The organism is Anseongella ginsenosidimutans, from assembly GCF_008033235.1.
In the GTDB taxonomy this organism is placed as follows: Bacteria; Bacteroidota; Bacteroidia; order Sphingobacteriales; family Sphingobacteriaceae; genus Anseongella; species Anseongella ginsenosidimutans.
This window is the reverse complement of record NZ_CP042432.1, coordinates 4,084,705-4,109,488: the sequence shown is the minus strand read 5'-3', so window position 1 is coordinate 4,109,488 and position 24,784 is coordinate 4,084,705. Positions and strand designations below refer to the sequence as shown.

The window sequence follows — 24,784 nt, the reverse complement described above, 5'->3', positions numbered from 1 at the left end:
GTTTGAAAACGGGATTTAAAAACTCAATAGGGAAAATGAACAATTTTGAAACTGTTTTAATTCTTACCCCGTTGTTATCAGAAGAAGCCACCAAGGAGCTGATCGGAAAATTCCGCAGCTACCTGACTGATAACGGAGCCGAAATTATCCACGAAGATAGTTGGGGTTTGAAGAAGCTGGCCTATCCGATCCAGAAAAAAACAACCGGTTATTATCATGTAACTGAGTTCACGGCTCCCGGCGAATTAATTAGTAAACTGGAAGTTGAGTACAAGCGTGAGGAACGTATTATGCGTTTTCTTACTATCCGGCTCGACAAGCATGGCGTTTCTTACAATGAGCGGAAGCGGGCAGGCTTAACCACCAGGAAATCAAGAGAACAAAAGGAAGGAGAGACAGCATAATGGCAGGTCAGGATCAGATTCAGTACGTAACGCCTCCTAAGGTTGTTGATAACCGTAAGAAATATTGCCGCTTCAAGAAGAACGGCATTAAATACATTGATTACAAGGACGCTAACTTTCTTACCAAGTTTGTAAATGAACAAGGTAAGGTATTGCCCCGCCGCATTACCGGTACTTCCCTGAAATACCAGCGGAAAGTGGCCCAGGCTATTAAACGCGCAAGGCATATCGCGATCCTTCCGTATGTAACCGATGGCTTGAAATAAGGAGGAAGCTGAAATGGAAATCATTCTGAAACAGGACGTTAAGAACCTGGGCGAAAAAGACGATATCGTAAACGTAAAGCCCGGTTATGGACGTAACTTTCTGCTACCCAAGGGGATGGCAGTTTTGGCGACCGAGTCGAACAAGAAGGTACTGGCCGAGAATATCCGGCAGGCCCAGTTCAAGCAGGACAAGGTAAAGAAGGACGCTGAGAAGATCGCCGAAGGCTTGAAGGACGTGAGCCTGAAAGTGGGCGCAAAAGCCGGCGAGAACGGCAAGATCTTTGGCGCTGTGAACGCGCTGCAAATTGCCGAGGCAATCAAAAAGCTGGGTTACGAGGTGGATCGCCGCAAGATCACCTTTGATTCAGACGTAAAATTCCTGGGGAATTACATAGCCAACGTCAACCTTCATAAAGACGTGAAGGTACAGGTGCCTTTTGAAGTTGCGGCTGAATAAACCGCTTCGTACACATTTTTTAAAGACGCTTTCCCTAAAAAGGAAGCGTCTTTTTTTTAACATGTTTATATTTGCCTGGAATGAGAAAACGTGTACTCCGTTTCATAGGGAAAGTTCTCCTCTGGTATGTGGTCATTACGGTTTCCTGGGTGATCATTTACCGGTTCGTGCCTCCCCCCGTTACTTTCCTGATGACCAAGCGCCTTTACGAGCAATTCCGGGATGACCGGCCGTTAAAGCTGAAGAAGGATTGGAAGTCGCTTAAACATATATCCGCCCATCTGCCAAGCGCCGCTATTGCGGCAGAGGACCAGCGGTTCCTGACGCATAACGGCTTTGACTGGAAAGCTATTCAGCGGGCTTACCGGCAAAATCAAAACGGAAAAAGGATCCGCGGCGGTAGCACCATCTCGCAACAGGTGGCTAAAAATGTGTTTCTCTGGCCCGGCCGGTCCTATGTGCGGAAAGGATTTGAAGCCTATTTTACGGTACTTATCGAATTATTCTGGGGTAAGAAACGCATCATGGAGGTGTACCTTAACGTGGCGGAAATGGGTATCGGCGTTTACGGCGCGGAAGCGGCTGCCTGGTATTATTTTGATAAGCCGGCATCGCAGCTTAGTCGTTACGAGGCAGCCCTGATCGCCGCCATCCTTCCTAATCCTACGGAGTACCCGGTCCGGAATCCGGGGCCTTACGTGAGCCGCCGGGCCCGGCAGATCATGCGGTATATGCAACCCACCGGGTTTTAAGTTTCTAGTTTCTAGTTTCTAGTTTCTAGTTTCTAGGTTTTAGTTTTTAGTTTTTAGTTTTTGCTTTTTAGAAGCGGCTTCGCAATGGTTTACTGAAAAAACTGTGCGTGCCAGCTTTGCACCAGCGGGATTTCCCAGTCTTCATCCAGGGCTTTTTTTGTGGCGGCAAGGTTATTGAAGACGATGGTGGATGCAGTAACCCTCCCTGACCGAAGCAGTTCTTCGAAAGCCGTATGGCCAACCGAAACAACTTTGCCGTTTTCTTTGTAAGCGATGTTTAAGCGGTCAAAGAGACGGACATTCAGGGCTTTTTCAACCTCCTGCATGAAGCGGTGCAAAGAGTCGATAGAACATCCGCTGGCGGCCGCATTATCCTCGTCAACCATAACAATGATAAAACGGTTATAGCGGATTTCCGTGTGTGCTGCCAGTGCATGCCCATGGGCTTTCCATTCATTAATGAAGCCCTGCAGCTTGGGAAAAGCCCATTTTATCTCATCAGGGCTAAGTTCCCTGTCCGCCTGAAAGATCCAGACCCTTGAAGTTTCCGAGAATTGATGCATGTGATAATAACCGCAAAAGTTGATTCTTGTTTTATAATCCGTTAGCCCTGGCGGTGAGTTCGGCCACGTCCAGTACTTCCGCTTGCTGCTCTTTGTCCAGCTGCTTCACGCCGTCCCGCAGCATGGTCATGCAAAACGGGCAGGCAGCGGCAATGACCTGCGCGCCGGTTGAAAGCGCTTCTTCCGTGCGTTCCACATTGATTTCCTTGCTTCCTTTTTCAGGTTCCTTAAATAATTGGGCGCCGCCGGCCCCGCAGCAAAGCCCGCCTGCGCGGCTTCGTTTCATTTCCACCAGGTCGGCATCCAGCGCTTCCAACACTTCCCGGGGAGCCTCATAAACCCCGTTCCCGCGACCCAGGTAACAGGGATCATGATACGTGATCTTTTTCCCCCGGAAACTTTCTCCGTTCGCCGCCTTCAGTTTTCCATCAGCAATCAGCTGGCGGATCAGCTGCGTATGATGGATCACTTCGTAATTCCCGCCAAGTTCCGGGTATTCGTTCTTTAGCGTATTAAAACAATGGGGGCAGGCGGTCACGATCTTTTTGACCTTGTACCCGTTGAGTATCGCTATATTGCTCAGCGCCATCGTTTGGAAAAGGAATTCGTTTCCGGCTCTTTTTGCCGGGTCGCCCGTACAGCTTTCCTCTGTACCCAGGACAGCGTATTTTATGCCTGTATGATCCAGTATTTTAGCAAGGCTCCGGGTGATCCGCTGCGCTCTTTCATCAAAGCTGCCGGCGCATCCGACCCAGAACAATAATTCCGGTTCTTCACCCGCGGCTGCTAATTCGGCTATTGTGTTCATCGTATCGGTATCAATATCAGGTTTCAGGTTGATTCGGTCCATTTTAAGCGGTCGGTGGGCGGAAATTGCCAGGGCGCAGCATTGTTCTCTATATTGTTGAACATCGTGTTCCAGCCCTGGGGCGATCTTGAATCCTCCAGCACAAGGCTTCGCTTTAGCTCTGTAATGATCTCCAGGGGATCTATCAGCACCGGACAGGCTTCCACGCAAGCATTGCAGGTGGTGCAGGCCCAAAGTTCTTCCGTACTGATGTAATCGCCCAGCAGGGATTTTCCATCGTTGTGATCCTTTCCGTGCCGGTCAATATTCTTCCCTACTTCTTCCAGCCGGTCCCGCGTATCCATCATGATCTTGCGCGGAGAAAGCAGCTTCCCGGTAATGTTTGCCGGGCAAACCGCCGTACAACGCCCGCATTCCGTACAGGAATAAGCGTTCATAAGATTCACCCGGCTAAGGTCCCGCACATCCTTTGCGCCGAATCGCTCCGGCGGCCCGGCTGAAGCAGGCGTAAAAGCAGGGTCCAGCAGGGCTTTTACTTCCTGCGTTACCGCTTCCATATTGGTGAAGCGCCCCCTGGGCTCCAGGTTGGCATACCAGGTATTGGGAAAGCTCAGGAAAATATGAAAATGCTTGGAATAGGGAATGTAATTTAAAAATGCAAGGATGCCGATTATGTGGAACCACCAGCAAAAACGTTCGACGAAGATCAGGCCTTCCGTTGTTCCGGGCAATAATAACATGAGCTGAGAAGAAACAGGGAAAGCCCCTGCGCGAACGTATGTCTCCGAACCCATCAGCTGCAAGACATAATCCGCCCCATTCATCGTTAGAAATGCCGACATCAGCAGGATTTCGGCGATGAGTATAAAATTAGCATCGCTCTTCGGCCATGCCGTCATCTCTACTCCGGAAAACCGGCGAAGCCTCAGTATATTCCTTCTTGCCAGGAAAACCACGCAGGCCAGGATGACACCCAATGCAAGATATTCAAAGGAGGCAATGAGTAGCGCATACAATCCCGGCGCCAGCGTACCGAATATCCGGTGCGTACCAAAAATGCCGTCGATAATTATCTCCAGCACTTCAATATTAATAATAATAAACCCCGCATAAATAAGTATGTGCATGATCCCTGCCACGGGCCGCCGGGTCATCTTACTCTGCCCGAGCGCCACCTTAGACATGACTTTCCAGCGCGTCGCTTTCCGGTCGCTGCGATTAACCGGCCGTCCCAGCCGGATATTTCTCCGGATCTTCCGCACATTCCGAACGAACCATCCTACGCCGGCAATGAGGAGCAAAATGAAAATCAGCTGGCCTGTCATTTGATAGCTTTTTGCTGATCCGGCGAGTCCCGGATCCGGTTATGAAGGTAGGAGTTATATTTTCATTTTCAAATTTCCAATTTTTGGAAATAACTTCTATATTTGCAGCCCTGCAAAGGGGTACCATAGCTCAGTTGGTAGAGCAAAGGACTGAAAATCCTTGTGTCGCTGGTTCGATTCCAGCTGGTACCACCCCCAAAAAGCTCTATATGACTCCATGTAGGGCTTTTTTTATTGATTTCGGTGGTGATTTCCTTCCAAAAAAAGCGCGAAACCTATGCATTGCCACAGGCGTGTTAAACAGCCTTTCTTGCTGAACACGTCGTGAAACCTTAAGAAATACTTAAAAATTTACCTGTTTTATTGGTTTTTGCGGCTATGGCAACAGTTTCTGCAGTGGCCCTGAAGTCCGGTCTTAAGAAAGATGGGACGCGTGGAGTAGTAACGGTGGTTCAAGCTGGCATGATTGTTCTATTGTGAAGAGGTACTTTGCTTTTTTAACTTTAATTTTTTTACCATGAGATGTATAAGCACACGGATTCATGCTATGCTGGATTACGTTGTCGGCATATTGCTCATTGCGGCTCCCTGGATTTTCAACTTTGCCACCGGAGGGCCGGCGCAGTCGATACCGGTCATTCTTGGCTTGGTTGCCCTTGTTATGTCCTTGTTTACCAATTACGAGGGAGGGCTGGTGAAGATGATACCAATGCCTGTTCATCTGACCATCGATTTGCTGTCCGGCATTTTCCTGGCTGCTTCTCCCTGGCTGTTCGGTTTCGCGGGAATGGTATTTCTGCCTCACCTGGTTGTCGGGATATTGGAGATCGCTGTTAGTCTCTGTACGATAAAGGCGCCCTTCGTCTCCCGGGTATAGGTAGGTTCCCTGCAAAGGATATTTCCACGGCGGGGATATTATTTACACAGTTGTTTCATTTTTCCCGCTCATCCGGGAAAACAAATAATTGAAAAATGAAGCGAACAAGTTCAGTTTTCCACTTTCTGCTGGCCGCCAGCATGCTAACATCCTGCGGAGGAAAAAATACTTCATCGAATACCCGGGCTCCGGGAGACGAGAAAACCACTGAAGATAAGGTGTTGAACACCGGCGCCGAATTGCTGCAGGACGAAACGCCGCTTCGGCAGTTCAGTGTTTACCTGGACGGGTTTCATTTTTATAACGGGAACATGGATGCACAGATGGAAGCCCACCACTATGTGCAGCAGCTGAACGAAGATGTTTACCAAGCCATTATTTTCGACGGGAACGGAAAGGACGCCAAGCTGATGGGCGTTGAATATATTATCACCGAAGAACTATTCAAAACACTTCCCGGGGAAGAGAAACTGCTTTGGCATTCTCATCATTTCGAAGTGAAGTCGGGCACCCTGATTGCCCCGGGTATTCCCGATGCTGCCGAACATGAATTAATGGAAAAGCTGGTATCTACGTACGGAAAGACCATTCACACCTGGCATACCGACCAGGAACGGACTCTGCCCGTAGGCTCGCCGATGATCATGATGGGCTTTACCGCAGACGGTCAGCTTCACCAGCAGCTTCTGGCGGAGAGGGACCGCCGTTTTGGCATTTCCACAGAAGAAGTGAAAGCAAAACGGGCCGACATCCCGATGCCGGAGGTTGACCCCGCAGCAAATGCCTGGGAAAAAGGGAAGGTCCGCCAGCTGACTGTTACGAATGAAGCGGATAGTGCGGCACAGAAACATGAGCGTGCGACTCAGGCAGGACCTTGATCATTATGGAAAAGGCAGAAGTGATCATTGCAGGTGCCGGTCTGGCCGGACTAACAGCAGGACTGGAACTGCAGGCCGCCGGTTACCGGGGAAAGCTGTTCATCGAAAATGGTAAGCTGAAAGGCGTGGTGGCAAACGGAGAGCGCATGTCTTCCGACCACGTGGTACTCGCCACGCCGTTGGGCGCAACCCAGCGGATAATCAGGCAATCGACAATTGACGAGCGTCTTTTTCAGAAATTACTGGCGCTGCCAACGATGCCGGAAATAAATCTGCAGCTGGAACTGAGTGAATCTGCCTGGCCGGTAGACCGGGTGGTGTCGCTACCGGACGGTATTTCATCCGGACGACTTTTATTCCTTGTCCCCGGGAAATGAAGAAGGAAAGCCTGGCACCATGACTCCCTTTCCAAACTTATTCCTTGCAGGCGATTACGTAAAGCAACCCTTTCTGGCTACCATGGAAGGGGCGATAATTTCAGGCAGAAATGCATCAAAAGCGGTCAGGAAAATAACCGAAAGGAAATCCACTTGAGCGATTGACCATTTCCTTCAGGTTAGTAATTGCAACACCAGACGCTTTGGAACAATTTTTTAGGGTTGTAACAGGTAGCATACGATAGGACTTAAAAATTATAATGATGTTAAGGCTGCTTAGTGAATATCCGGACGATGTAGTGGCCTATGAAGCCACAGGCCGTGTAAACCATGCTGAATATGAGCGAATTGTAATGCGCAGAGTAGACCAGGTGGCTGCCCGTTATGGAAAAATAAACTTCATCGTTGTCCTCAAAACAAAAATGGAGCGCTATAGCGCGGCTGCGCTCCTAGATTACCTGCTTATCAGCTTTCGTCATTTCAGTAAATGGAACAGAATGGCCATTGTATCCGATGAAGATTGGGTACGCAATGTATATAGCTGGCTTAGTCCGCTATTCCTGGGAGCGATAAGAAGCTATTGTCTTTCCGGGTTAGACGAAGCCAGGCAATGGATAATCGATGGCGGCAATGTGAATTACCTGCTGTCTGCCGAAAAACCGCTGCTGGCCTCGGTCAAGGCAACTTCGTTGATGACGTCGTTCAGTTATCTTTTGTCATACCTGTTAAGGGAAAACTTTAAGGAGCCCAGACTGCTGGGGTCGATGATTCACCGGCTTTCCCCGCTTAACAGTAAAAATGCTGCTATAACGGGCTGGTTATCCCACTATTCCATGGGCGCCGCCTGGACCCATCTTTACCACGTTTTACTAAAGCGAGGGTTTGTGCGGCCTTCGCTATTAACCGGTTTAGGCATTGGCGTTGCCAGCGGCGTTGTAGGAATTCTCATATGGAAAACCATCTTGCGGCTTCATCCTGATCCGCCTGCTGTAAAGTCCGCTTTTTACCGCCATCTTCTACCGGCCCACATCTTGTTCGCTTTGGCCGCTATACATTCCCTTAAAGATAATCAAGCATCGCCTGTTACTCGTGCAAGGAAGCACATGCCCTCCTTTATTTCCCATAAAACGTCGCCCGCTCCCCAAACGGGTCTGCTGCCTCTTCCGTCATAGCCATTCTCCGTAGCATACAACTGGCCGCCGGGAGAAAAAGCAAGCCCGAACGGATTTCGCAGCCCCCAGGCTACCAGCTCGATCTCACCTCCTTCCAGGGGAATCCTCATAATGGCTCCGGTACACGGAACACGGCCTTTAATAATCTGCCCGGCTGAAGTGGCTGTGCCGAAAGCAGCGTAGGCGCCGGTAGTCGCGGTATCATTGGGGCCATCGGTTAATACGTTGGCGGAAGCATAGTTTTCGCCGGTAAGCACGATATCGTCACAAGGAATATCGTGAAAGTCCGGTTTTCGCAGCAGCCACCCGTATTTGGCATTGTCCTCGCCGACAACTCCTGAATTGGTGGCCGTACCTTGTGCGAAATAAATGTATCTCTCCTTAATGACAGGCCCGTTGGTATGATGATCGCCCATTCCGGGTAAATCATCGACGAGCGTTTCCACTTCTCCCGTGAGTGACACTTTCAGTATTTTGCCACCTTCGCTACCGGTTCAATTTTATACCCGGGTGTAAGGCTGATATCCGCTGCATTGATGATCCTTGGCCGGGCAGCCTGGATTTGACCCCCGCCTTTTGACGCTCGCATCCGGTAACAGCCGCTTAAAACAGCAGAAAGGATAACAAAGGCAAGCATGAAAAAAATAACTTTTTTCAATGGAACGGCATTTAGCTTGAAAGGGTCAAAAGACATGCCAGATATGGTTCTGGTGTTGCCACCTGATCAGCCTGGCAAAATAGCACCTGAAGCGTGTCGGGCAGTGAATACGCGTGACGCCGCAATGGCTGAAAATAGCAACGGAGTATCAAATGTTTGGGCATGCGCCAATACATGTGCCACCTGGATTGTAAAAAACCGTTAGAACGGTGTTTCTGTAAGTTTTGGGTAGATTTTAAATGTGCCAGGACATGTGCCAAATTTCGTAGATGCTTTGTAGATGTTTACCTCAAGGCTTGTAGTCGCTGTCTATGCGGCTGAAAATTGTTCAGGCCTTTCCGGCCCTTTAAATTTGCTCCGAAGAAACGACGCGGTGAGCAGGATAACCTTTACAACAATGGTCAATGACTTGCAACAGCATAATATTCCCATTCAGAAAGTAAACAACCGAAATAAATGAAATCGTTCTTTCCCGAAATAGCACGCCCGAACCTCAGCGAGAAAGATCTCGAAATTTTTCATTCCTTAGACAAGGAAAACTATGGTCGGGAACTTGCCGGAAAAGTAGCAGAAAAATTAAAACGAGACCCCATAGAACTTAATGAGGACGGGTATTATGTGGGTTCAGGCGGGCTTCGCCTTTCACACCGTGATTATTGCGGCACCGGGTTGTATTTTTTTGAAGGAAAATTTACCCTTGGCGAGGTAAACGACGGAATGGGACCATATCCTGTTCTTATCACTTTTGAAAATCAGGAGGAATTTGTAGAATGGTTGGCCAGCCAAAGCGATCAAAGCATGTCTTTGTGCAGCCGGGACTCCTTTAATAACCAAACCGTCACCAGGATTCGGTTGGAATATTTTCTGGACGACAATTATGACCCGGTGTGGAATTCGTATTGCGCGTATGTAAAAAAACGAAGATGATACAAGTATTCAAACATACCACCCTCTTTTTGTTCCTGTTAACAGCGTCCCTTTCAATAAGAGCGCAGAATGTAGTTGACTCCTTTGACGATTGCTCCGAAAGGGCCTGTGGCTTCATAAACATATACGACAATGCCGAAAACATCCCCCCGCTATACTGTTCGGCAAGCGGTTTCTCCGAAGAGCTTGCTGCGGTAAATAAAGATGAAAAATGGGGCTATATTGACGCAAGCAATAACGTCGTCATTGATTTTCAATTTGATTATGCCAGAAGTTTCAAACAGGGCGGAGCCGTTGTGCGAAAAGGTAATTTCTATGGAGTAATCAATAAAGAGGGGAAATTTGTGATTCCACCTCATTATTATGATTTAATAACTCTTGAACTGGAAAGCAAGCAGTATTATATTTCGCGCGACAGCACTTTTTTCCAGGGAATTATTGATAGCGCCGGTAAAGAGATCCTTCCGCATCAATACACCTTTATCATTGCCTATGAAGGCAATCTAAGCAAACAGCGGTTTTACGAAAACATCCCGTTTTACACAGCTTTTCAGGCCATTGACACTAGCAAAGGCAGCTTTTACGAGCAGTTTAAAGAAGCCTCCTACCAGTTTTCCCCCGAAAAGGGCCGGCAGGATATTTACGATTTGCAATTCAATAAGCTGGCATCGCGGAACTCGAGCAACTACGAGGATGGGTTTCAGCATGACGAGCTGCGCAGGATAGATGGTTTTCTAAAAGAAAACAAGGGTTTGTCCATTGCCGAAAAGGTAAAGAAGGTAGACAGCCTGCTTACCTCGCCCGGCCCGGATAAGCAGGACACTACTGACCGTAGTACATCGCACCTGAAGTATGAGATGATGGACGATGATGAGATAAAAGCGCATTTGAATGACCTGGGTTATCGTTTGTTTACCAACGGGGAAGGGAAAACCGGATTGAAAAAGGGACGAAATACCATTATCCCTGCACAATACAAATTTATTAAACTATTGAACGGCATGATCACCGATCCGCAGGAAGAAGATACCCCTTACCTGGAGAAAAATTATGGTGGTGCCTACAGGTCCAAAGAAAAAGGCATTTTTGACATATTCCTTATTGCTGCAAGTGATGATAAGAAGCAGGGATACTTATACAGCTTAAGCGGGAAAAAGATCCTGCTTCTCGAAAAAGGCAAATCTATGCTCGGGAGAATCACCAAGCTTGGGTTTGAATGCTTCGTCTTTAAGGAAGATACATCCATTCAACATGGCCTGCTCAACTGGAAGGGCGAAAAGCTTCTTCCTCCGGTATATAAAAGCATCAAGGTATTAAGAACCGGGCATCTATTCGTAAGACAGGAAAAGAAAACGAAAGACGGGGTTCAGGAACACGTTGGCTTGTACACTAAAACCGGGGAGGTGGTGATTCCCCCGGGCGTATATTCAGAAATCAAGCCTTTTGACAAAGTAGACAATCTCTATTTAGCCATCCGGAGCAACCCCTATCCAACGGTGGAAGAAAAAAAAGCATCAAGGCATGACAACAAAGATTATGTCATCCTGAAGGTAGAAGGTAACGCATATACTGAAACCAACAAGTTTACGGCAAATATAGTTTCCACATGGTCATTGGATGAGGAAACAGGGATGTTGTATTACCGGCAAAATAAAAGACAACGTTAACCCTAAATCCCGAAGCCAAATCCCTTTACATCTTTATCTGCCTTTCTTTTTAGCCAGCATATCGATCGTTAATCACTGAATTAGGGCCGATTCTGAAATCCGTGTACCTGGCCTTACAAAATATTCATTTGCCCATGCTCATTTTGATTTCCGTAAAATCGCTTAGTTTCAGGCCATCTATAAATTCGTTGGAATAAATCAACTTTAATAAACTGGCATAACGTGGGGCGAATTCGATTCCACTCCCCTTAGCTTTAAACAACTCGTTAGTACGAGATGGCTCTTGAGCAATTGGCACCAAACCGTAATAGATTGCATCAACTATACTCCGCTGCCTTAATTCCTGGGCATGTTCAGTTGCGTTGAAAGAAAGTACTATTTTATTTTTAATGAGTTTTTGAAACATACAGCTTATTCCCGCAATTGCTTCGTTTTTGCCGTGTATCGGCGCTTTTTGATGATTCAGTTGACGGAATACAAGGACAATTCCGTGATCGGGTTCAATAGCGGGTGACTCAGTGAGTTTGAGATTTATATTGGGAGATATCTCATTAAGGGCCAAAATTGCATCCTCTATGATGAGTGAGTCTTTCTTTTGTGTATCTCCATATAAATATATATTTGTTTCTTTAGGGTGCTTTAACAAGACGCCGTTGGTAAAACATTTTTCTACGTCATCATAGGAAGTTTGCGGGTATTTTTCCAATACGTTTTGAATCTTTCGGTGTGAATTAACAACGTATAGCTCATCAGCAAAGTTCTTTTCAAATGACTCTCTCGTATAATTTGCAGGAATTGCCGGTTCGTAGAGTAATGACAGCACGTCAATGTCTAATGGCGTTAAAGATTTAGCGGGATTGTAATTCTGAAAAAAAAGGCTGCTCGGATAGTTATAACTATCGCCTATGACACCAAGCGATTGTACGATTTCCTCTAGCACGACCTTGTACCTGGTTGAAGAGGCCAGGTCCTTTTCAGCGAAATAAATGCCGACCTCATCCTCCTCTATAACACCGTCATAAACGGTTGATATCCCCATTCCAAAATGTCTATCGACATCATTATTACTTATGGAAACGCTGTCTAACTTTAAAAAGGCGTGAACTTCTTTTAAATCTCCAAAAAAAATCTTCATGGATGCGGATTCACCTGTATCAGCCAGAGATAACTTGATGGGAAGGTTGAAGTCATTTATCTCCGAGATCGCTCTTTTTACATATCCTATCTCCTCTTCAGTTGGATCGCCTGAAATTGCAACCGTAAGATCGGAATCCCGTTTTGTAACGATATCGAATTTTTCTTTGCTGTCGTCCTCATGGAAAACCGTTTCATAAAAGTAATTCAATGTTTCGATGCTATATTTATCTTTTAAATACAGCAAATTTTCAGAACTGATGGTCGATTCGTTCTTCTGAAGACAGCTTGGAAATATAGCTAAGAAATGAATCCCCAGAATCCAAAAAATAAGCCGATTTCTTTTATACGATATCATCATTGAGTTTAAATTAGAATAGTGGCAAGCAATGGCAAAAACGGGTTAAATGAAAGATTTTAGAGGCCAGGGCCAGTTTAAATTGCCAGTATCGCTGGATGAAAATACTCAATAATTTTTTATGGTTAGGAATATTAGGGGATGATTTCTCCCGCATAAGTCATCAAGGGTTATTCCTGAATCTGAAGGGACATTTTCTGGCCGCTAAAGTTTTAACCGATCATAGCGAAGCCACAATTTCCCGCGCGATCCGGTTGAATTCCTCAAGCGAAGTGTTGCTGGTTATTCTATTGATTTTTAGGCGAAGGATTTTTCCCGCTTTCCGGGCAATGATAAAATAGAAGTTTTTTCCGTCCGTATGGAAATAGGCTTCGTCCCCAAGATCCGCGAGTATCTTCACCCCGGAGTGGTTTTCATTTGCTCGTTTTATATCGGCATAAACTTCCTCGGCCGATGAAACCTTGGAGTAATCTTCCACCATCACATACAGTATTCCCCTTTTTCCTGCCCGTCGATCTTTGCCGGCGGCATAGGCAGCTTTGTAAACCGAAATGTCCTCTTCTACGGTAAGGCTGTGGTCTTTTAAATAGCCCGGTTCCCCCAATACGCGTTCGGCATTGGAAAGGGTCAGCAGGTTTTCAAGATCGGCGGAATCTCCCGGGGGTGTAGCTGAAAGGCGGTTTCCAGAGGCGGGATCGTCTTCCTTTGGATTCGCTGAACAGGAGGCGATCATCAGGGTAGTGGTGTAAAGTAGGCCGGTGGCCACACGGAGGAGTTGCGCTGTCCGGAAATGAACAATCCTGTCCGTTTCCGGACAGATATGACTTCGTATGCTTATTTCACCCCTTGCATACTGTTGCAAAATGTTTCGAAAAATTCCCGAAAACCGCCATGAGGATTTATTTTTTGTTTTAATTTGTTTTATTTTGTTTTGGTATTTCAAATCGAAAGTTTATCTTCGGTTTGAAAATTAACTTTTGAAAGCCTGAACCATTCCTGATATACCTCAAGAGTTAACGGTTTCTTAACCCCTTGCCAATGCTGGGGTTAATTGCCAACGCTTTTTTTGCGGTTTGAAAAATCAGGAAGTAAATGACGAGAAAACAAAAAACCATTAAACTTTAATTATTGAACACAAATTATTTACGAATGAAAAAAATCTTCGGCTTATCGGCGGGAGTATTTTGTTGCTTGCTTTGCCTTTCGGCATGTAAAAAAGAAGCAGAAACTCCCAAAAAAATACATGATCCCAACCAACCCGTCCAGTTAACGTCTTTCGCGCCTGCGGAAGGAGGAGCGCGTGACAAGATCCTTTTGAACGGGGGTAATTTCGGTAACGATATATCAAAGATCAAGGTGTATTTCAATCACGCCGAGGCATCGGTTATTTCGTCAAACGGTGATCGTATTTATGCCATCGTACCCCGGCTTCCGGGTGAGGATCCCCGCATTTCGGTAGTTATCGGGGAAGATTCGGTGGTGTATGACGAAGCGTTCACATACCATACCCAGGCACAGGTAAGTACTGTCACGGGAAACGGGGAAACAGCCTTTCAGGCAGGTACGCTTTCCGAGGCGCAGATATATGGCAAGTATCTGGAGCTGGATGCCGAGGGCAATATATTTATGTCCTGGCGGGATGGCGGTTCCTTTGGGGTAGCGCGGATCAATGAAGAGCAGAATATTGTTACGCCGCTGATCGTGGCAGAAACCTCTGCCGAGCGTATTTTATACGCTAACGGCCTGAGCGTGGATCGCGCCACCGGTATGGTAACCGCTGCTCACGAATCGGTAAAGGAAGTGCTTTTTACCTTCGACCCCCGCGAGGCCTGGTACCCCCGCCAAAAAAATATCAAATTCTCCGACGAAGATCTGAACTCCATCGTGACAGCCGACCGGTACAACAACTTTGTAAGTTTTTGTCCCTGGGACGGGCATCTTTATACCCGGTTCCGGGATGGAAGGGTTGCTAAAGTAGACCCCGAGACGATGGAAGGGGAGATTGTTCATATAGGCCCGGCGGACGGCGACGGTGCGGGGCCTTACGGATCGCAATACGGACAGGCGATCAACCCGAAAAAGCCCTGGCTGCTGTATTTTACCCTCCATTCCAATGCCCGCCCTACCACCTACCGGCAAGGCATTCTGGTCTTAGACCTCCGGTATCCGGAGGAGGGAGTAAAACGGCTCAATGCTCCCGGCGGCAGTGGTTTCCGCGATGGCCCGCTGGAGGATGCGATATTCAACTATCCGAAAGGGATTAAGTTTGACAACGACGGAAACATGTTCGTGGCGGATTATGGCAACCACTGCATTCGCATGGTATCCGCCGATAATATCGTCACTACCGTAGCCGGACAACCCGGTGTCGCGGGTTACCAGGATGGCGGTCCCGTTGAATCCCTGTTCAATCACCCATGGGGCGTGGCGGTTAATGAGCAAGGAGATATTTATATCGCCGACTGGAGCAATGCCCGCATCCGCAAATTAGTTATCGAATAAGAAAACCTGCAAAAAGATGAATAAAACTATACAGATCTTAGCCTTACTACTGTTACTGTATACCCCGCTGTTTTCCCAGCAGCAGGAAACGAAGCTGATCATTTCCGGTACTGTTTTAGATAACAGCAACCAACCGATTCCCGGGGCGAGCGTTTATGTTCAAGGCAAAGTAGGAGTGGGAACCTCTTCCGATGAGGAGGGAAAATTCAGCATCCAGGTGGTGTATGGCGATCGCCTGATCTTTAGCTTTGTGGGCTTTAGCAGCGAGGAATATGTAGCCATCGAAGATCAAAGCGACCTTACCATTACACTTGAAAGCCAGGAACTGGACGAGGTGATCGTAGTGGGGATGGGAAAACAGCGAAAAATCAGCTCTGTAGCCGCCGTTACTTCCGTTGACGTTAAAGACCTGCAATCTCCTGCTGCATCCATTTCCAACCTTTTAGGCGGACGGGCGGCAGGCGTCATTTCTATGCAAAGCAGCGGTGAGCCAGGGCAGAACATTGCCGATTTCTGGGTGCGCGGCATTGGCACATTCGGCGCCAACAGCAGCGCCCTGGTGCTGATCGACGGTTTGGAAGGCGACCTGAACACCATCGATCCGGCGGATATCGAGAGTTTCTCCATCCTGAAAGATGCTTCAGCTACCGCCGTTTACGGGGTGCGGGGCGCTAACGGCGTAGTATTGGTCACGACAAAAAGAGGGCTTGTGGATCAAATCCAGATCACGGCCCGTGCCAATACCACCCTTTCCCGGCTCAATCGCCTGCCTCAATACCTGCGCGCATATGATTATGCACGCCTGGCCAATGAAGCCAGTATTATCCGGGGAGACTCACCGCTCTATGATGAAACCGAAATGGGGATCATCCGGGATGGCCTGGATCCGGACATGTACCCGGATGTGAGCTGGCAGGACGAAATCCTGAACAAAAACTTCTGGCGCCAGAGTTACTATGTCAGCGGCCGCGGCGGGAGTGAAGTAGCACGCTATTTCCTGAGCCTGGGCGGCGACAGCGAAACGGCGGCCTATAAGGTAGATGAAAACAGCGTTTACAGTTCGAACGTGGGCTTCAACACGTATAACTACCGGATTAACCTGGATATCAACCTGACCCCTACGACGACGGTCTACCTGGGGTCGGATGGGTTTTTATCCAAGCTGGACCAGCCAGGCATAGCCAATACCGACTATATCTGGGGTGCGCAGTCGCGGCTCACGCCGCTGGCGATCCCCGGCCAGTATTCCAATGGCCTGTTACCGGGCCGGGGACTGGAGAACAATCCTCGCCATATGTCATGATCAATCGCACAGGCCAGGCCTCCAACCAGGTATTCAAAGGCAAATCAACGCTGGCCCTTAACCAGGATCTTTCCGGCGTGCTGGACGGGCTCAAATTCCGTGTGCAGGGCGCTTATGATATTCACAGCTTTTTTGCGGAACGCAGGTATATACAGCCTGCGCTCTACACCGCCCTGGGCAGGGATTATAACGGATCGCTTATTATGCAGGAAACGGTACAGGAGCAATCGGCTTCCTATAACAGGTCTACCCGGCAGTACCGTAAATACCACCTCGAATCCGTCATTAACTACGACCAGATATTCGGCGATGACCACCGCGTATCCGGACTAATTTACTATTACATTAGTGATGCGAAAGATACCGACGACGCTACAAGCAACCTGGAGGCCATTCCGCTGCGCTACCAGGGGGTATCCAGCCGGCTGACCTATGGTTTCCGGGATACCTACCTGCTGGATGTCAATTTCGGTTATACCGGGTCTGAAAATTTCCAGCCGGGCAGGCAGTACGGTTTTTTTCCATCAATCGCTGTGGGTTGGGTTCCTACCAGTTATGGTTTTATGAAAGAAGCCGCACCCTGGCTTAATTATTTGAAGATCCGTGCTTCCTACGGTACCGTGGGCAACGACCGGATTTCCGACATCCGCTTTCCTTACCTGACCAAGGTCAATGTAGGTTCGGGAGGTGTATGGGGTGTGGGAGACATCGAAACCATTAACGAAACCAGGATCGGGGCGGATAACCTTGCCTGGGAACGCGCCATCAAATCCAATATCGGGATAGAAGGGAAGCTATTTGACTACAAACTGGATTTTGTCATCGACTTTTTCCAGGATCAGCGTAACGGCATTTTCCAGCAAAGGGTCCAGGTACCGGAATACGTAGGTGTCGTCTCCAATCCTTTTGCCAATGTGGGCCGGATGAAAAGCACCGGGGCGGACGGAAACATCAGTTATACCACCGAGTTGTCGCCCGACATCGGGGTCACGGTACGTGGAAATTTCACCTATTCCAAAAATATTGTACAAAACTGGGAACAGGCCTACCTGGAGTACCCTTACCTGGAGTACAATGGTTTCCCATACGGTTCTATCCGCGGATACCAGGCCATCGGCTTGTTTAAAGACGAGGAAGACATCAAATACAGCCCTCAGCAAACCTTTGGAGAGGTGATGCCGGGTGACATCAAATACAAGGATGTAAACGGGGACGGTTTGATTGATGAATTGGATAAAGTACCGCTGACGCATAGCACTTATCCACTGCTGATGTACGGCCTGGGTGCGGAAGTCCGCTACAAAAACCTGACGCTTGGCGTACTGTTCAAGGGTACCGGAAGAACCTCCTTCTTCTACGTGGGGCAGCGCACTACGGTAAACGATGAAACACGCGTCAACGGTATGGGCTATATGCCTTTCTTCGAAGGCACCTCGGGCAACGTGCTTACCCTGGCGGCTGACCCGGCTAACCGGTGGATCCCGATGGATTATGCCCTGGCGCATGGCATTGACCCGGCGCTGGCAGAAAACCCCAATGCGCGCTTTCCGCGCCTGCAATATGGCAACAATGCCAATAACAGCCAGCTGTCTTCATTCTGGCAGGGAGACTCGCGCTACCTGCGTTTACAGGAGATCACCCTGAATTATCATGTGAATCCGCAATTCCTGCAAAAGATCGGTATTTCCTCGATGGACCTGCAGTTAATAGGCAATAACCTCTACGTTTGGGATAAGGTGAAGATCTTTGATCCGGAGCAGGCGCGTTGGAACGGGCGTAAATACCCGATACCAACCACCTATTCCTTCCAGGTATATCTCAATCTTTAAAACAGTATCAAAGACATGAAAACCTCAATTATAAAACGCATCGCTAAAGCGGCCCTTATTATCCAGCTGATAATCGTGGCCTCTTCCTGCAAAGACTACCTGAATATCGATGATTATTTTGACGATGAATTTAACATTGATTCGGCGTTCGCAAACGCCCGCTACATGGAGGCCTATATGTGGGGCGCTGCCGCGATGTTTCCTGACGAATCAAATACCATTCGCTACGGCTATACCCCGGGGCCCATGGCCACTGATGAGGGCTTTAACGGGCTTACCGGCGGCGGGTCGGCAAACGTTTATTACGGGATGGATTTCGCTACCGGGAATATAAGTCCGGATTTTTTCGGCGGCGGGTCATCAAACGAATATAATCTCAACCAATGGGGCAACTATTACAAGATCATCCGGAAATGCAACTCCATCCTGCAAAACCTCGACCGCCCCAAAGACCTTTCGAATACAGACCGGCTCCGGATCGAAGGATATACCCGCTTTATCCGTGCCTACGCCTATTACAACCTGCTCGTGGATTTTGGTCCGCCGATCCTGCTGGGCGATGAGGTCGTTAATACCAACGAACCCCTCGAATACTATGACCGGCCCAGAGCCACTTACGACGAAGCCATGGAATATACCTGCGGGGAATTTGAAAAAGCGGCCCTGTTACTTCCCAATGAAGTTTCCATCCTGGATTTTGGACGCCCTACCCGGGGAGCCGCATTGGCGCTGGTGGCGCGGCTGCGCCTGATCCACGCCAGTCCCCTCTTCAATGGCGGTCCGGTGGCCAGTAGTTATTTTGGTAACTGGACGCGCTCAACCGATGGTGTACACTACGTATCCCAGCAATACGATGAGCGTCGCTGGGCGGTGGCCGCCGCGGCAGCAAAGCGGGTAATAGACCTCGGAAAATACCGGCTTTATACGGTACCAGCCGATGATAAGACGCCTGCCCTGCCCGAAGGTGTCACGTCAGATCCTGATTTTTACAATACCTTTCCGAATGGCGCCGCCGGCATTGACGCGTTTAAATCATATTCAGATATTTTTACCGGTGAAGCCGTTGCTGCGATTAACCCTGAGCTGATCTGGGGCAGAAACACCGGTTACATCAATGAATACATCAGCAAAGGCTCGTTCCCGCCTTCACTCGGTGGCTGGGGGCGCTTTTGTGTGACTCAAAAAGTAGTTGATGCTTACCTGATGGACGATGGCCGCACCATAGAGGAGGCTGCGGGCGATGGGTATTATTCGGAAACCGGCTTTACTACGGAACCACGGTTTTTTTCCGGGTATCCGCTCAATTCCGGGGTGTATAATATGTATGCTAACCGGGAAATGCGGTTTTACGCATCTGTCGGCTTCAATGAAGCCGTTTGGCAAGCACTGTCCAGCACGGAGACGAATAACTACACCGCCATGTATTATTACCAGGGCGCCGATGGCCGCGGCGGAGTAAGCGCCGCGTCCCCGAATTACCCGATCACCGGATACGTTATCAAAAAATTCAACCATCCCATGGACGCATGGCTGGGTACGGGTGCGCGGCATATCCGCAAAGCTTATCCCATTATTCGCTATGCGGAGATCCTGCTGTCGTACGCGGAGGCTCTCAATAAGCTGGAGAGCAGCCACACGGTAGAATTAGGCGGACAGCAATACACGGTATCCCGCGACGCGGAGGAAATTAAAAGGGCCTTCAACATGGTCCGCTACCGGGCCGGGCTGCCCGGGCTGACAAACGGCCAGATCGGCAGTGTGGATGAAGTCCAAAAGCAAATCGAACGCGAACGCATGGTCGAATTTCTGTGGGAAAACAGGCGCTTCTATGATGTGCGCCGCTGGGGCATCTATGAGCAAACAGAGCGGGAGCCCATACGCGGCATGAACCCGGACGGCGCCACAAAGGAAACCTATTATCAACGGGTCATTCCGGGCACCTCATCATTCCTCACCCGGGAAGTAAACAAAAAGCTGGTGTGGGTACCCATACCGCGCGCCGAAATGAGAAGATTGCCCTCACTCGATCAAAATCCGGGCTATTAGGCTAACCGATAAAAAACAAACAGATGAAACGGATTTATATAGCAATTACCATCCTTTCTCTTACCACGATATCAGTTTCGTGTGAAGACCAGGAGTTGTTCGAAAAGGAAATGTACAAAAATGTGGTCGCCCTCATCAGTAGTGAATACTACAACACTTTCGAAGAGGAAATTCCCCTTACCGGAGAGGACGTTACCGGCTATATCGCTGTGTCCGCCGGCGGGACTCATGCGACCAATGAGGATATCGTCATTGAACTAACAGAGGATCCCGCACAGTTCGACCTATACAACAGGTCGCTATTCGATGCGGATTCCAGCCTGTACGCCCGGTTGTTGCCCGGGAAACATTATGAAATCCCCGACTATACGGTTACCATTCCCGCGGGGGAACGCACAGGAAAAACAATGGTCAGTATCAATCCGGAGGGGTTATCCCCTGATACCACCTATTTCATTGCATTAAAGATGGAAAGCAATCCGGCCTATGAAATCAATGCGGATAAGAATACCATCCTCTACCAGGTGCTTCTCAAAAACGATTACGCGTCGCAAGCCGACGATGGTCTGTATGCCATGCGCGGGCTCCTCGATAGCGCGGTTACCGCGGGTAATAAAAAAATGTTTCCCCTGAGCCGCAATAAAGTACGGGTCATTGCCGGCAACGAGTCATACGAGCCTGATGTCGATAAGATCAATGAAACGGCCATTGTACTGGAGGTCACCGGCGACAACCGCGTACTGATTTCACCATATAAGAATATTAAAGTGACTCAAATAAATGACGATCCGGATTATCCGAATACCTTCACCAAAGAAGAATCTTTTGGCCGGACCTACAACGTTTTCCTGCTGTCTTACGAATACACCATTGGTGACGACGAAGAAACACATCTCATGCAGGAAGAACTCCGCATGGAAGTCAGGTAATTACCGGTAACTTGTCTAAAGGGCGTTTCCCTGGACGGGCCATTGCTTCGCTCAGCTTCTGAAGTGAACCTGGCTCCCCAGGGTTTCACCCGGATGTATAAGGTCTTCTGCCTATATGCAATAGCATATACATTTGCTGATTTTTTATAAATTGCATATAATGCGCTATATTTTTTACGGGCAATAACTACATGCAAAGAAGTTTTTTATTCTTTATGCTGATAGGGCTGTCCGCTCAGCCGGCGGCAGGGCAGGCCCTTAAGAGACCCCATATTATTTTTATCATTGCTGATGATGTCAGCTGGAACGATATCGGGTGTTATGGCAACCCGTTTGTCAGGACACCTCATATAGATAAAATTGCGAAAGAAGGTATTCGCTTTGAAAATGCCTTTTTAACCATCAGTTCCTGCAGCCCGAGCCGGAACAGCATACTCAGCGGCAGGTATCCGCACAACACAGGCGCAGCGGAATTACATACGCCACTGCCGGAGGATCAGGTGCCTTTTCCGTTGCTTTTAAAAGAATCCGGTTATTATACGGTGCAGGCAGGGAAGTCTCATTTTGGCGCCCCCGCCTTACGCGCTTTCGACAAAGCTTATGAACTGAAAGAAGCTGGAACCGGCGGCGAGGAAAGATGGGTGAGGTGCTTACGGGAGAGGCCGAGGGACAAACCTGTCTTTGCATGGTTTGCCTCCACCGACGCACACCGGAAATGGCAGGCCGACGATTTCGATACGCCGCATGACCCTGATAAAGTAATCGTGCCGCCGTACCTGGCCGATACCCGTTCAACCCGGGAGGATATTGCATCTTATTACAATGAGATTTCGCGGCTGGACCATTACGTAGGCGAAGTAGTGAAAGAACTCAGGGCGCAGGGTATTGAAAAGAACACCCTGATCCTCATCATGGCCGATAACGGGCGTCCCTTTCCGCGTGACAAAACCAGGTTGTACGATAGCGGCATAAAAACACCTTTCATTATAAAATGGACAGAAGGAATAAATAACCCGGGAAGTGTAAGCGAAAGCATGATCAGCGCGGTGGACATTGCGCCTACGCTTCTGGAAATAGCAAGCGTGGAATCTATTCGGGCAATCCAGGGCAAGAGCTTCAGGAAACTCCTCAGCAACCCTTCGCTTCCTTTCCGGGAACATGTATTCGCGGAACACAACTGGCACGATTACGAAGCTTATGAAAGAATGGTCAGGACACGCGAATTTCTCTATATTTTCAATGCTCGCCCATCCCTGAGCAACCAGGGTCCCGCGGATTCAAATACCAGTCCCTCATTTGACGACCTGAAGAAATTACGCGATGAGGGCAGGCTAACAGCCGCCCAGAATGACATCTTTATGGCTCCCAGACCTTATGAGGAGCTGTATGATAACGCAAAGGATCCCATGCAGCTGGTAAATCTTGCCTCCGTACCGGAATACCGGGAAGCTCTGGAACAGCTCCGGGCTGTATTGCATCAATGGCAAAAAGAGACAAAAGACAATATCCCCGCAAACCTTACCACCGACTGGTTTGACCGTGAAACCGGCGAACGCCTCCGGGGCGAAAAGGTCCGCGGCGAAATGCCCGGATCAGCCACAGGAGCAACCGAAGTCATTTTAAAACCATAACCTCCGGAGGTATACCTCTGCAAGGTCAGGCTTCCTGCGTCATTAAATAAACCAGCTGGGGAAAATTGTAAATGCTGTTTTTCTGCAGCATGCGTTTGCGGTGGGTTTTTACCGTTTCAACGCTAATGTGAAGCTTTTGGGCGATTTGTTTGGAAGCCAGGCCGTCAGCCACCAGCTGGGCAATTTCTCTTTCCCTTTCGGTAAGCACCAGCTTGCTGCCCCTGTCTATATTCTCTTTTTTAAATACTTTATGAAAGGCCATTTGTACCGCTACCAATAATTGGGTGTCGCTGTAAGGTTTTACCACATACATGACCGGTTCGGCTTCAAACGCTTCTTTGAGTGTTTTTGTGTCCGAGTAGGCAGTCAGAAAAATAATTTCACAACCGAATAGTTCCTTCAGCTGCCTTGCCAACGATATTCCTTTAATCTCTCCTTTGATATTGATATCACAAATAACAACCTGGGGAGTATCTTCTGCCAGCGCGCAGATATCCAGCGCTTTCGCGGCGTCCTTGGCGGTACCGGCTATTTTATATCCTTCCTGGGCCAGCAACTCGGCAATGCTTTCAGCGGTGATCAGCTCATCTTCGACAATAAGGACACAGGCATTTTTTTTCATCGTATCAGGCGCGTATTTCAATAGTAAAGGCGGTTCCTGCATCTTGCCGGATGGTCATTGCCCCGTTTATTTGTTCAACCAGTATCCGAAGCAGCTTCATGCCAAAGGAATCTGAATCTTTCAGTTTTTCCGGATCACCCAGCCCTTTTCCATTATCGGCAACGGTTAACTCAAGCAGCTTTTCCTGTCGTTCCTGTAAGCTTACTACTATACGGGGTTCGGTAGTTTCCTGAAAAGCATGTTTAAAGGAATTGGTTACCAGCTCATTTACTATTAAGCCGATGGGTATGGCCATGTCAATACCCATTGAATGGTTATTCAACCGGATATCTGTATGAATGCAGGCGGCATCATAGCCGAAGCTATTCGCCAGCGAAGAAGAAAGGTTGCTAAGGTATTCCTCTATGTTTACCGTAGCCAGGGCGTTATCCATATAAAGTTTTTGATGGATCATCGCTATGGCGTCCACCCTGGTTTTTCCTTCTTCCAGCGCCATTCTCGCATTATTGTCCTGCAGGCGGTTGGACTGCAGCGACAATAAGCCGGATACTATTTGCAGGTTGTTTTTCACCCGGTGATGCAGTTCCCTGATGAGCGATTCGATGTATTCGTTCTTTTCTGTTGTAATGCGGTTAACTTCTTCCAGTTTTTGCTTTTGCCTCAGTACCATTTCCTGTTCCCAGTCATAACTGCGGCGAAACAGGACAATAACAACCATGGTGAAGAGGGGGCAATAAATTAATAAGGTAATATGATCAGTCATCCGCTCCTCAAAAGAGGAGTAGGGCACCACCATTTCCGGAAAATAGTATTCCAGCAATAAAAGAGCAAGGATGGCGCCTGCCAGCAGTCCGTAAATTAACAGCTGGTGTTTTCGCGAAGCAATCAGTAAAAAGATGTTTAAAAGCACGAACAAAAAGTACAAAACAGGACTTGATGAGCCGCCGTTATAAAAATACGATCCTCCAAGAACGAAGATAGTGGCCGTTATAAAGACAAAAATGGTAGTCGCCGTAAACCATTTACGTACCCGTGACAGATAAAAAAGTGAGGCAGATACCACCGAGCCGGATATGGCCAGCCAAACGGTAACTATATGCAAACCTATCAGATAATTAAGAATGGCGGCTTGCATACCAAATACCATAATAATGAAACTGGTGAGGTTGAACACCCGGTGTTCAAAACTGTATGATAGACTATCTCCGGCCAGATAATGATAAATCTTCTTCAGCATAGGCAAGAAGTAAAGATCCGCACGGCAAATGCTCAGGAAAAGCATCCCGGCACACTAGCTGG

Annotated in this window: 24 protein-coding genes, 1 tRNA gene and 1 pseudogene; 18 read left to right on the top strand and 8 right to left on the bottom strand. The window is 48.3% G+C overall.

The features are described 5' to 3' along the window. The first annotated feature begins 35 nt into the window (after positions 1-35). The 4 genes from rpsF (at position 36) to mtgA (ending at position 1,879) form a co-directional block, all read left to right on the top strand. Positions 36-404: a 30S ribosomal protein S6 gene (gene rpsF, locus FRZ59_RS17405; protein ID WP_132129715.1), complete on the top strand. Its 369-nt coding sequence runs from the start codon at positions 36-38 to the stop codon at positions 402-404. Then, positions 404-670: a 30S ribosomal protein S18 gene (gene rpsR, locus FRZ59_RS17400; RefSeq protein ID WP_132129714.1), complete on the top strand. Its 267-nt coding sequence runs from the start codon at positions 404-406 to the stop codon at positions 668-670. The genes rpsF and rpsR overlap by 1 nt, the downstream gene beginning before the upstream one ends. 13 nt (positions 671-683) lie before the next feature. After that, positions 684-1,127 carry a 50S ribosomal protein L9 gene (rplI, locus tag FRZ59_RS17395; RefSeq protein WP_132129713.1) on the top strand — a complete coding sequence of 148 codons (444 nt, stop codon included), beginning with the start codon at positions 684-686 and terminating at the stop codon, positions 1,125-1,127. Between the two features lie 80 nt (positions 1,128-1,207). Further along, a complete protein-coding gene (gene mtgA, locus FRZ59_RS17390) occupies positions 1,208-1,879 on the top strand; it encodes a monofunctional biosynthetic peptidoglycan transglycosylase (protein WP_132129712.1) in 672 nt (223 codons plus the stop codon). 89 nt (positions 1,880-1,968) lie between these two features. Here mtgA and FRZ59_RS17385 read toward each other — a convergent pair whose 3' ends face one another. The 3 genes from FRZ59_RS17385 to FRZ59_RS17375 are packed head-to-tail and all read right to left on the bottom strand — an operon-like array spanning position 1,969 to position 4,575. Beyond that, entirely contained in the window at positions 1,969-2,442 is a 474-nt protein-coding gene (locus tag FRZ59_RS17385) for an ABC transporter ATPase (protein WP_132129711.1), read from the bottom strand. 31 nt (positions 2,443-2,473) lie between these two features. Beyond that, positions 2,474-3,292 carry a (Fe-S)-binding protein gene (locus FRZ59_RS17380; RefSeq protein ID WP_165922850.1) on the bottom strand — a complete coding sequence of 273 codons (819 nt, stop codon included), beginning with the start codon at positions 3,290-3,292 and terminating at the stop codon, positions 2,474-2,476. Continuing rightward, positions 3,274-4,575: a 4Fe-4S dicluster domain-containing protein gene (locus tag FRZ59_RS17375; RefSeq protein WP_132129710.1), complete on the bottom strand. Its 1,302-nt coding sequence runs from the start codon at positions 4,573-4,575 to the stop codon at positions 3,274-3,276. The genes FRZ59_RS17380 and FRZ59_RS17375 overlap by 19 nt, the downstream gene beginning before the upstream one ends. Positions 4,576-4,694: 119 nt before the next feature. Here FRZ59_RS17375 and FRZ59_RS17370 point away from each other — a divergent pair. From FRZ59_RS17370 to FRZ59_RS17345, 6 genes are all read left to right on the top strand, one after another. Beyond that, positions 4,695-4,767, top strand: a tRNA-Phe gene (locus FRZ59_RS17370). Between the two features lie 325 nt (positions 4,768-5,092). Then, complete coding sequence (locus FRZ59_RS17365) at positions 5,093-5,452, top strand: SPW repeat domain-containing protein (RefSeq protein ID WP_132129709.1); 360 nt, start codon at positions 5,093-5,095, stop codon at positions 5,450-5,452. Positions 5,453-5,547: 95 nt separating this feature from the next. Continuing rightward, complete coding sequence (locus tag FRZ59_RS17360; RefSeq protein WP_132129708.1) at positions 5,548-6,330, top strand: OBAP family protein; 783 nt, start codon at positions 5,548-5,550, stop codon at positions 6,328-6,330. A 5-nt stretch (positions 6,331-6,335) separates the two neighbouring features. Continuing rightward, positions 6,336-6,707, top strand: coding sequence for an FAD-dependent oxidoreductase (locus FRZ59_RS17355; RefSeq protein ID WP_132129707.1), 372 nt, complete (start codon positions 6,336-6,338; stop codon positions 6,705-6,707). Then, positions 6,691-6,864, top strand: coding sequence for an FAD-dependent oxidoreductase (locus tag FRZ59_RS20070; RefSeq protein WP_132129706.1), 174 nt, complete (start codon positions 6,691-6,693; stop codon positions 6,862-6,864). Before FRZ59_RS17355 ends, FRZ59_RS20070 begins: the two co-directional genes overlap by 17 nt. 103 nt (positions 6,865-6,967) lie before the next feature. Continuing rightward, positions 6,968-7,879, top strand: a complete 912-nt coding sequence (locus tag FRZ59_RS17345; protein WP_132129705.1) for a SpoIIAA family protein — start codon at positions 6,968-6,970, stop codon at positions 7,877-7,879. Here FRZ59_RS17345 and FRZ59_RS17340 read toward each other — a convergent pair. Continuing rightward, complete coding sequence (locus FRZ59_RS17340; protein ID WP_132129704.1) at positions 7,777-8,343, bottom strand: hypothetical protein; 567 nt, start codon at positions 8,341-8,343, stop codon at positions 7,777-7,779. The two genes, FRZ59_RS17345 and FRZ59_RS17340, sit on opposite strands and share 103 nt — an antisense overlap. A gap of 171 nt (positions 8,344-8,514) precedes the next feature. On the opposite strand from FRZ59_RS17340, the gene FRZ59_RS17335 reads away from it, so the two are divergent. The 3 genes from FRZ59_RS17335 (at position 8,515) to FRZ59_RS17325 (ending at position 11,131) form a co-directional block, all read left to right on the top strand. Beyond that, complete coding sequence (locus FRZ59_RS17335) at positions 8,515-8,742, top strand: hypothetical protein (protein ID WP_132129703.1); 228 nt, start codon at positions 8,515-8,517, stop codon at positions 8,740-8,742. Between the two features lie 251 nt (positions 8,743-8,993). Next, positions 8,994-9,464 (top strand): hypothetical protein, encoded by a 471-nt coding sequence (locus FRZ59_RS17330; protein WP_132129702.1) that lies wholly within the window; start codon positions 8,994-8,996, stop codon positions 9,462-9,464. Continuing rightward, the gene (locus FRZ59_RS17325; protein WP_132129701.1) at positions 9,461-11,131 is read left to right on the top strand and encodes a WG repeat-containing protein; all 1,671 of its coding nucleotides are present in this window, start codon (positions 9,461-9,463) and stop codon (positions 11,129-11,131) included. The genes FRZ59_RS17330 and FRZ59_RS17325 overlap by 4 nt, the downstream gene beginning before the upstream one ends. 124 nt (positions 11,132-11,255) lie before the next feature. Here the strand turns inward: FRZ59_RS17325 and FRZ59_RS17320 are convergent, their stop codons facing one another. Continuing rightward, positions 11,256-12,626 carry a DUF2927 domain-containing protein gene (locus tag FRZ59_RS17320; protein ID WP_132129700.1) on the bottom strand — a complete coding sequence of 457 codons (1,371 nt, stop codon included), beginning with the start codon at positions 12,624-12,626 and terminating at the stop codon, positions 11,256-11,258. Between the two features lie 217 nt (positions 12,627-12,843). Beyond that, entirely contained in the window at positions 12,844-13,485 is a 642-nt protein-coding gene (locus tag FRZ59_RS17315; RefSeq protein WP_132129699.1) for a hypothetical protein, read from the bottom strand. A gap of 287 nt (positions 13,486-13,772) precedes the next feature. On the opposite strand from FRZ59_RS17315, the gene FRZ59_RS17310 reads away from it, so the two are divergent. The 5 genes and pseudogenes from FRZ59_RS17310 to FRZ59_RS17290 all read left to right on the top strand — a co-directional run bounded on the left by FRZ59_RS17310 (position 13,773) and on the right by FRZ59_RS17290 (position 22,863). After that, positions 13,773-15,125 carry an IPT/TIG domain-containing protein gene (locus FRZ59_RS17310; protein WP_132129698.1) on the top strand — a complete coding sequence of 451 codons (1,353 nt, stop codon included), beginning with the start codon at positions 13,773-13,775 and terminating at the stop codon, positions 15,123-15,125. 16 nt (positions 15,126-15,141) lie between these two features. Next, positions 15,142-18,257 (top strand): annotated as a pseudogene (locus FRZ59_RS17305) (SusC/RagA family TonB-linked outer membrane protein). A gap of 15 nt (positions 18,258-18,272) precedes the next feature. After that, entirely contained in the window at positions 18,273-20,303 is a 2,031-nt protein-coding gene (locus tag FRZ59_RS17300) for a RagB/SusD family nutrient uptake outer membrane protein (RefSeq protein ID WP_132129696.1), read from the top strand. A gap of 23 nt (positions 20,304-20,326) precedes the next feature. Then, complete coding sequence (locus FRZ59_RS17295; RefSeq protein ID WP_132129695.1) at positions 20,327-21,232, top strand: BT_3044 domain-containing protein; 906 nt, start codon at positions 20,327-20,329, stop codon at positions 21,230-21,232. Between the two features lie 191 nt (positions 21,233-21,423). Further along, entirely contained in the window at positions 21,424-22,863 is a 1,440-nt protein-coding gene (locus FRZ59_RS17290; protein WP_132129694.1) for a sulfatase family protein, read from the top strand. 25 nt (positions 22,864-22,888) lie between these two features. On the opposite strand, the gene FRZ59_RS17285 is transcribed toward FRZ59_RS17290, so the two are convergent. Both FRZ59_RS17285 and FRZ59_RS17280 read right to left on the bottom strand, forming a co-directional pair. Continuing rightward, positions 22,889-23,485, bottom strand: a complete 597-nt coding sequence (locus FRZ59_RS17285) for a response regulator transcription factor (RefSeq protein WP_158640666.1) — start codon at positions 23,483-23,485, stop codon at positions 22,889-22,891. 4 nt (positions 23,486-23,489) lie between these two features. Further along, positions 23,490-24,722, bottom strand: coding sequence for a sensor histidine kinase (locus tag FRZ59_RS17280; RefSeq protein ID WP_158640665.1), 1,233 nt, complete (start codon positions 24,720-24,722; stop codon positions 23,490-23,492). Positions 24,723-24,784: the final 62 nt, after the last annotated feature.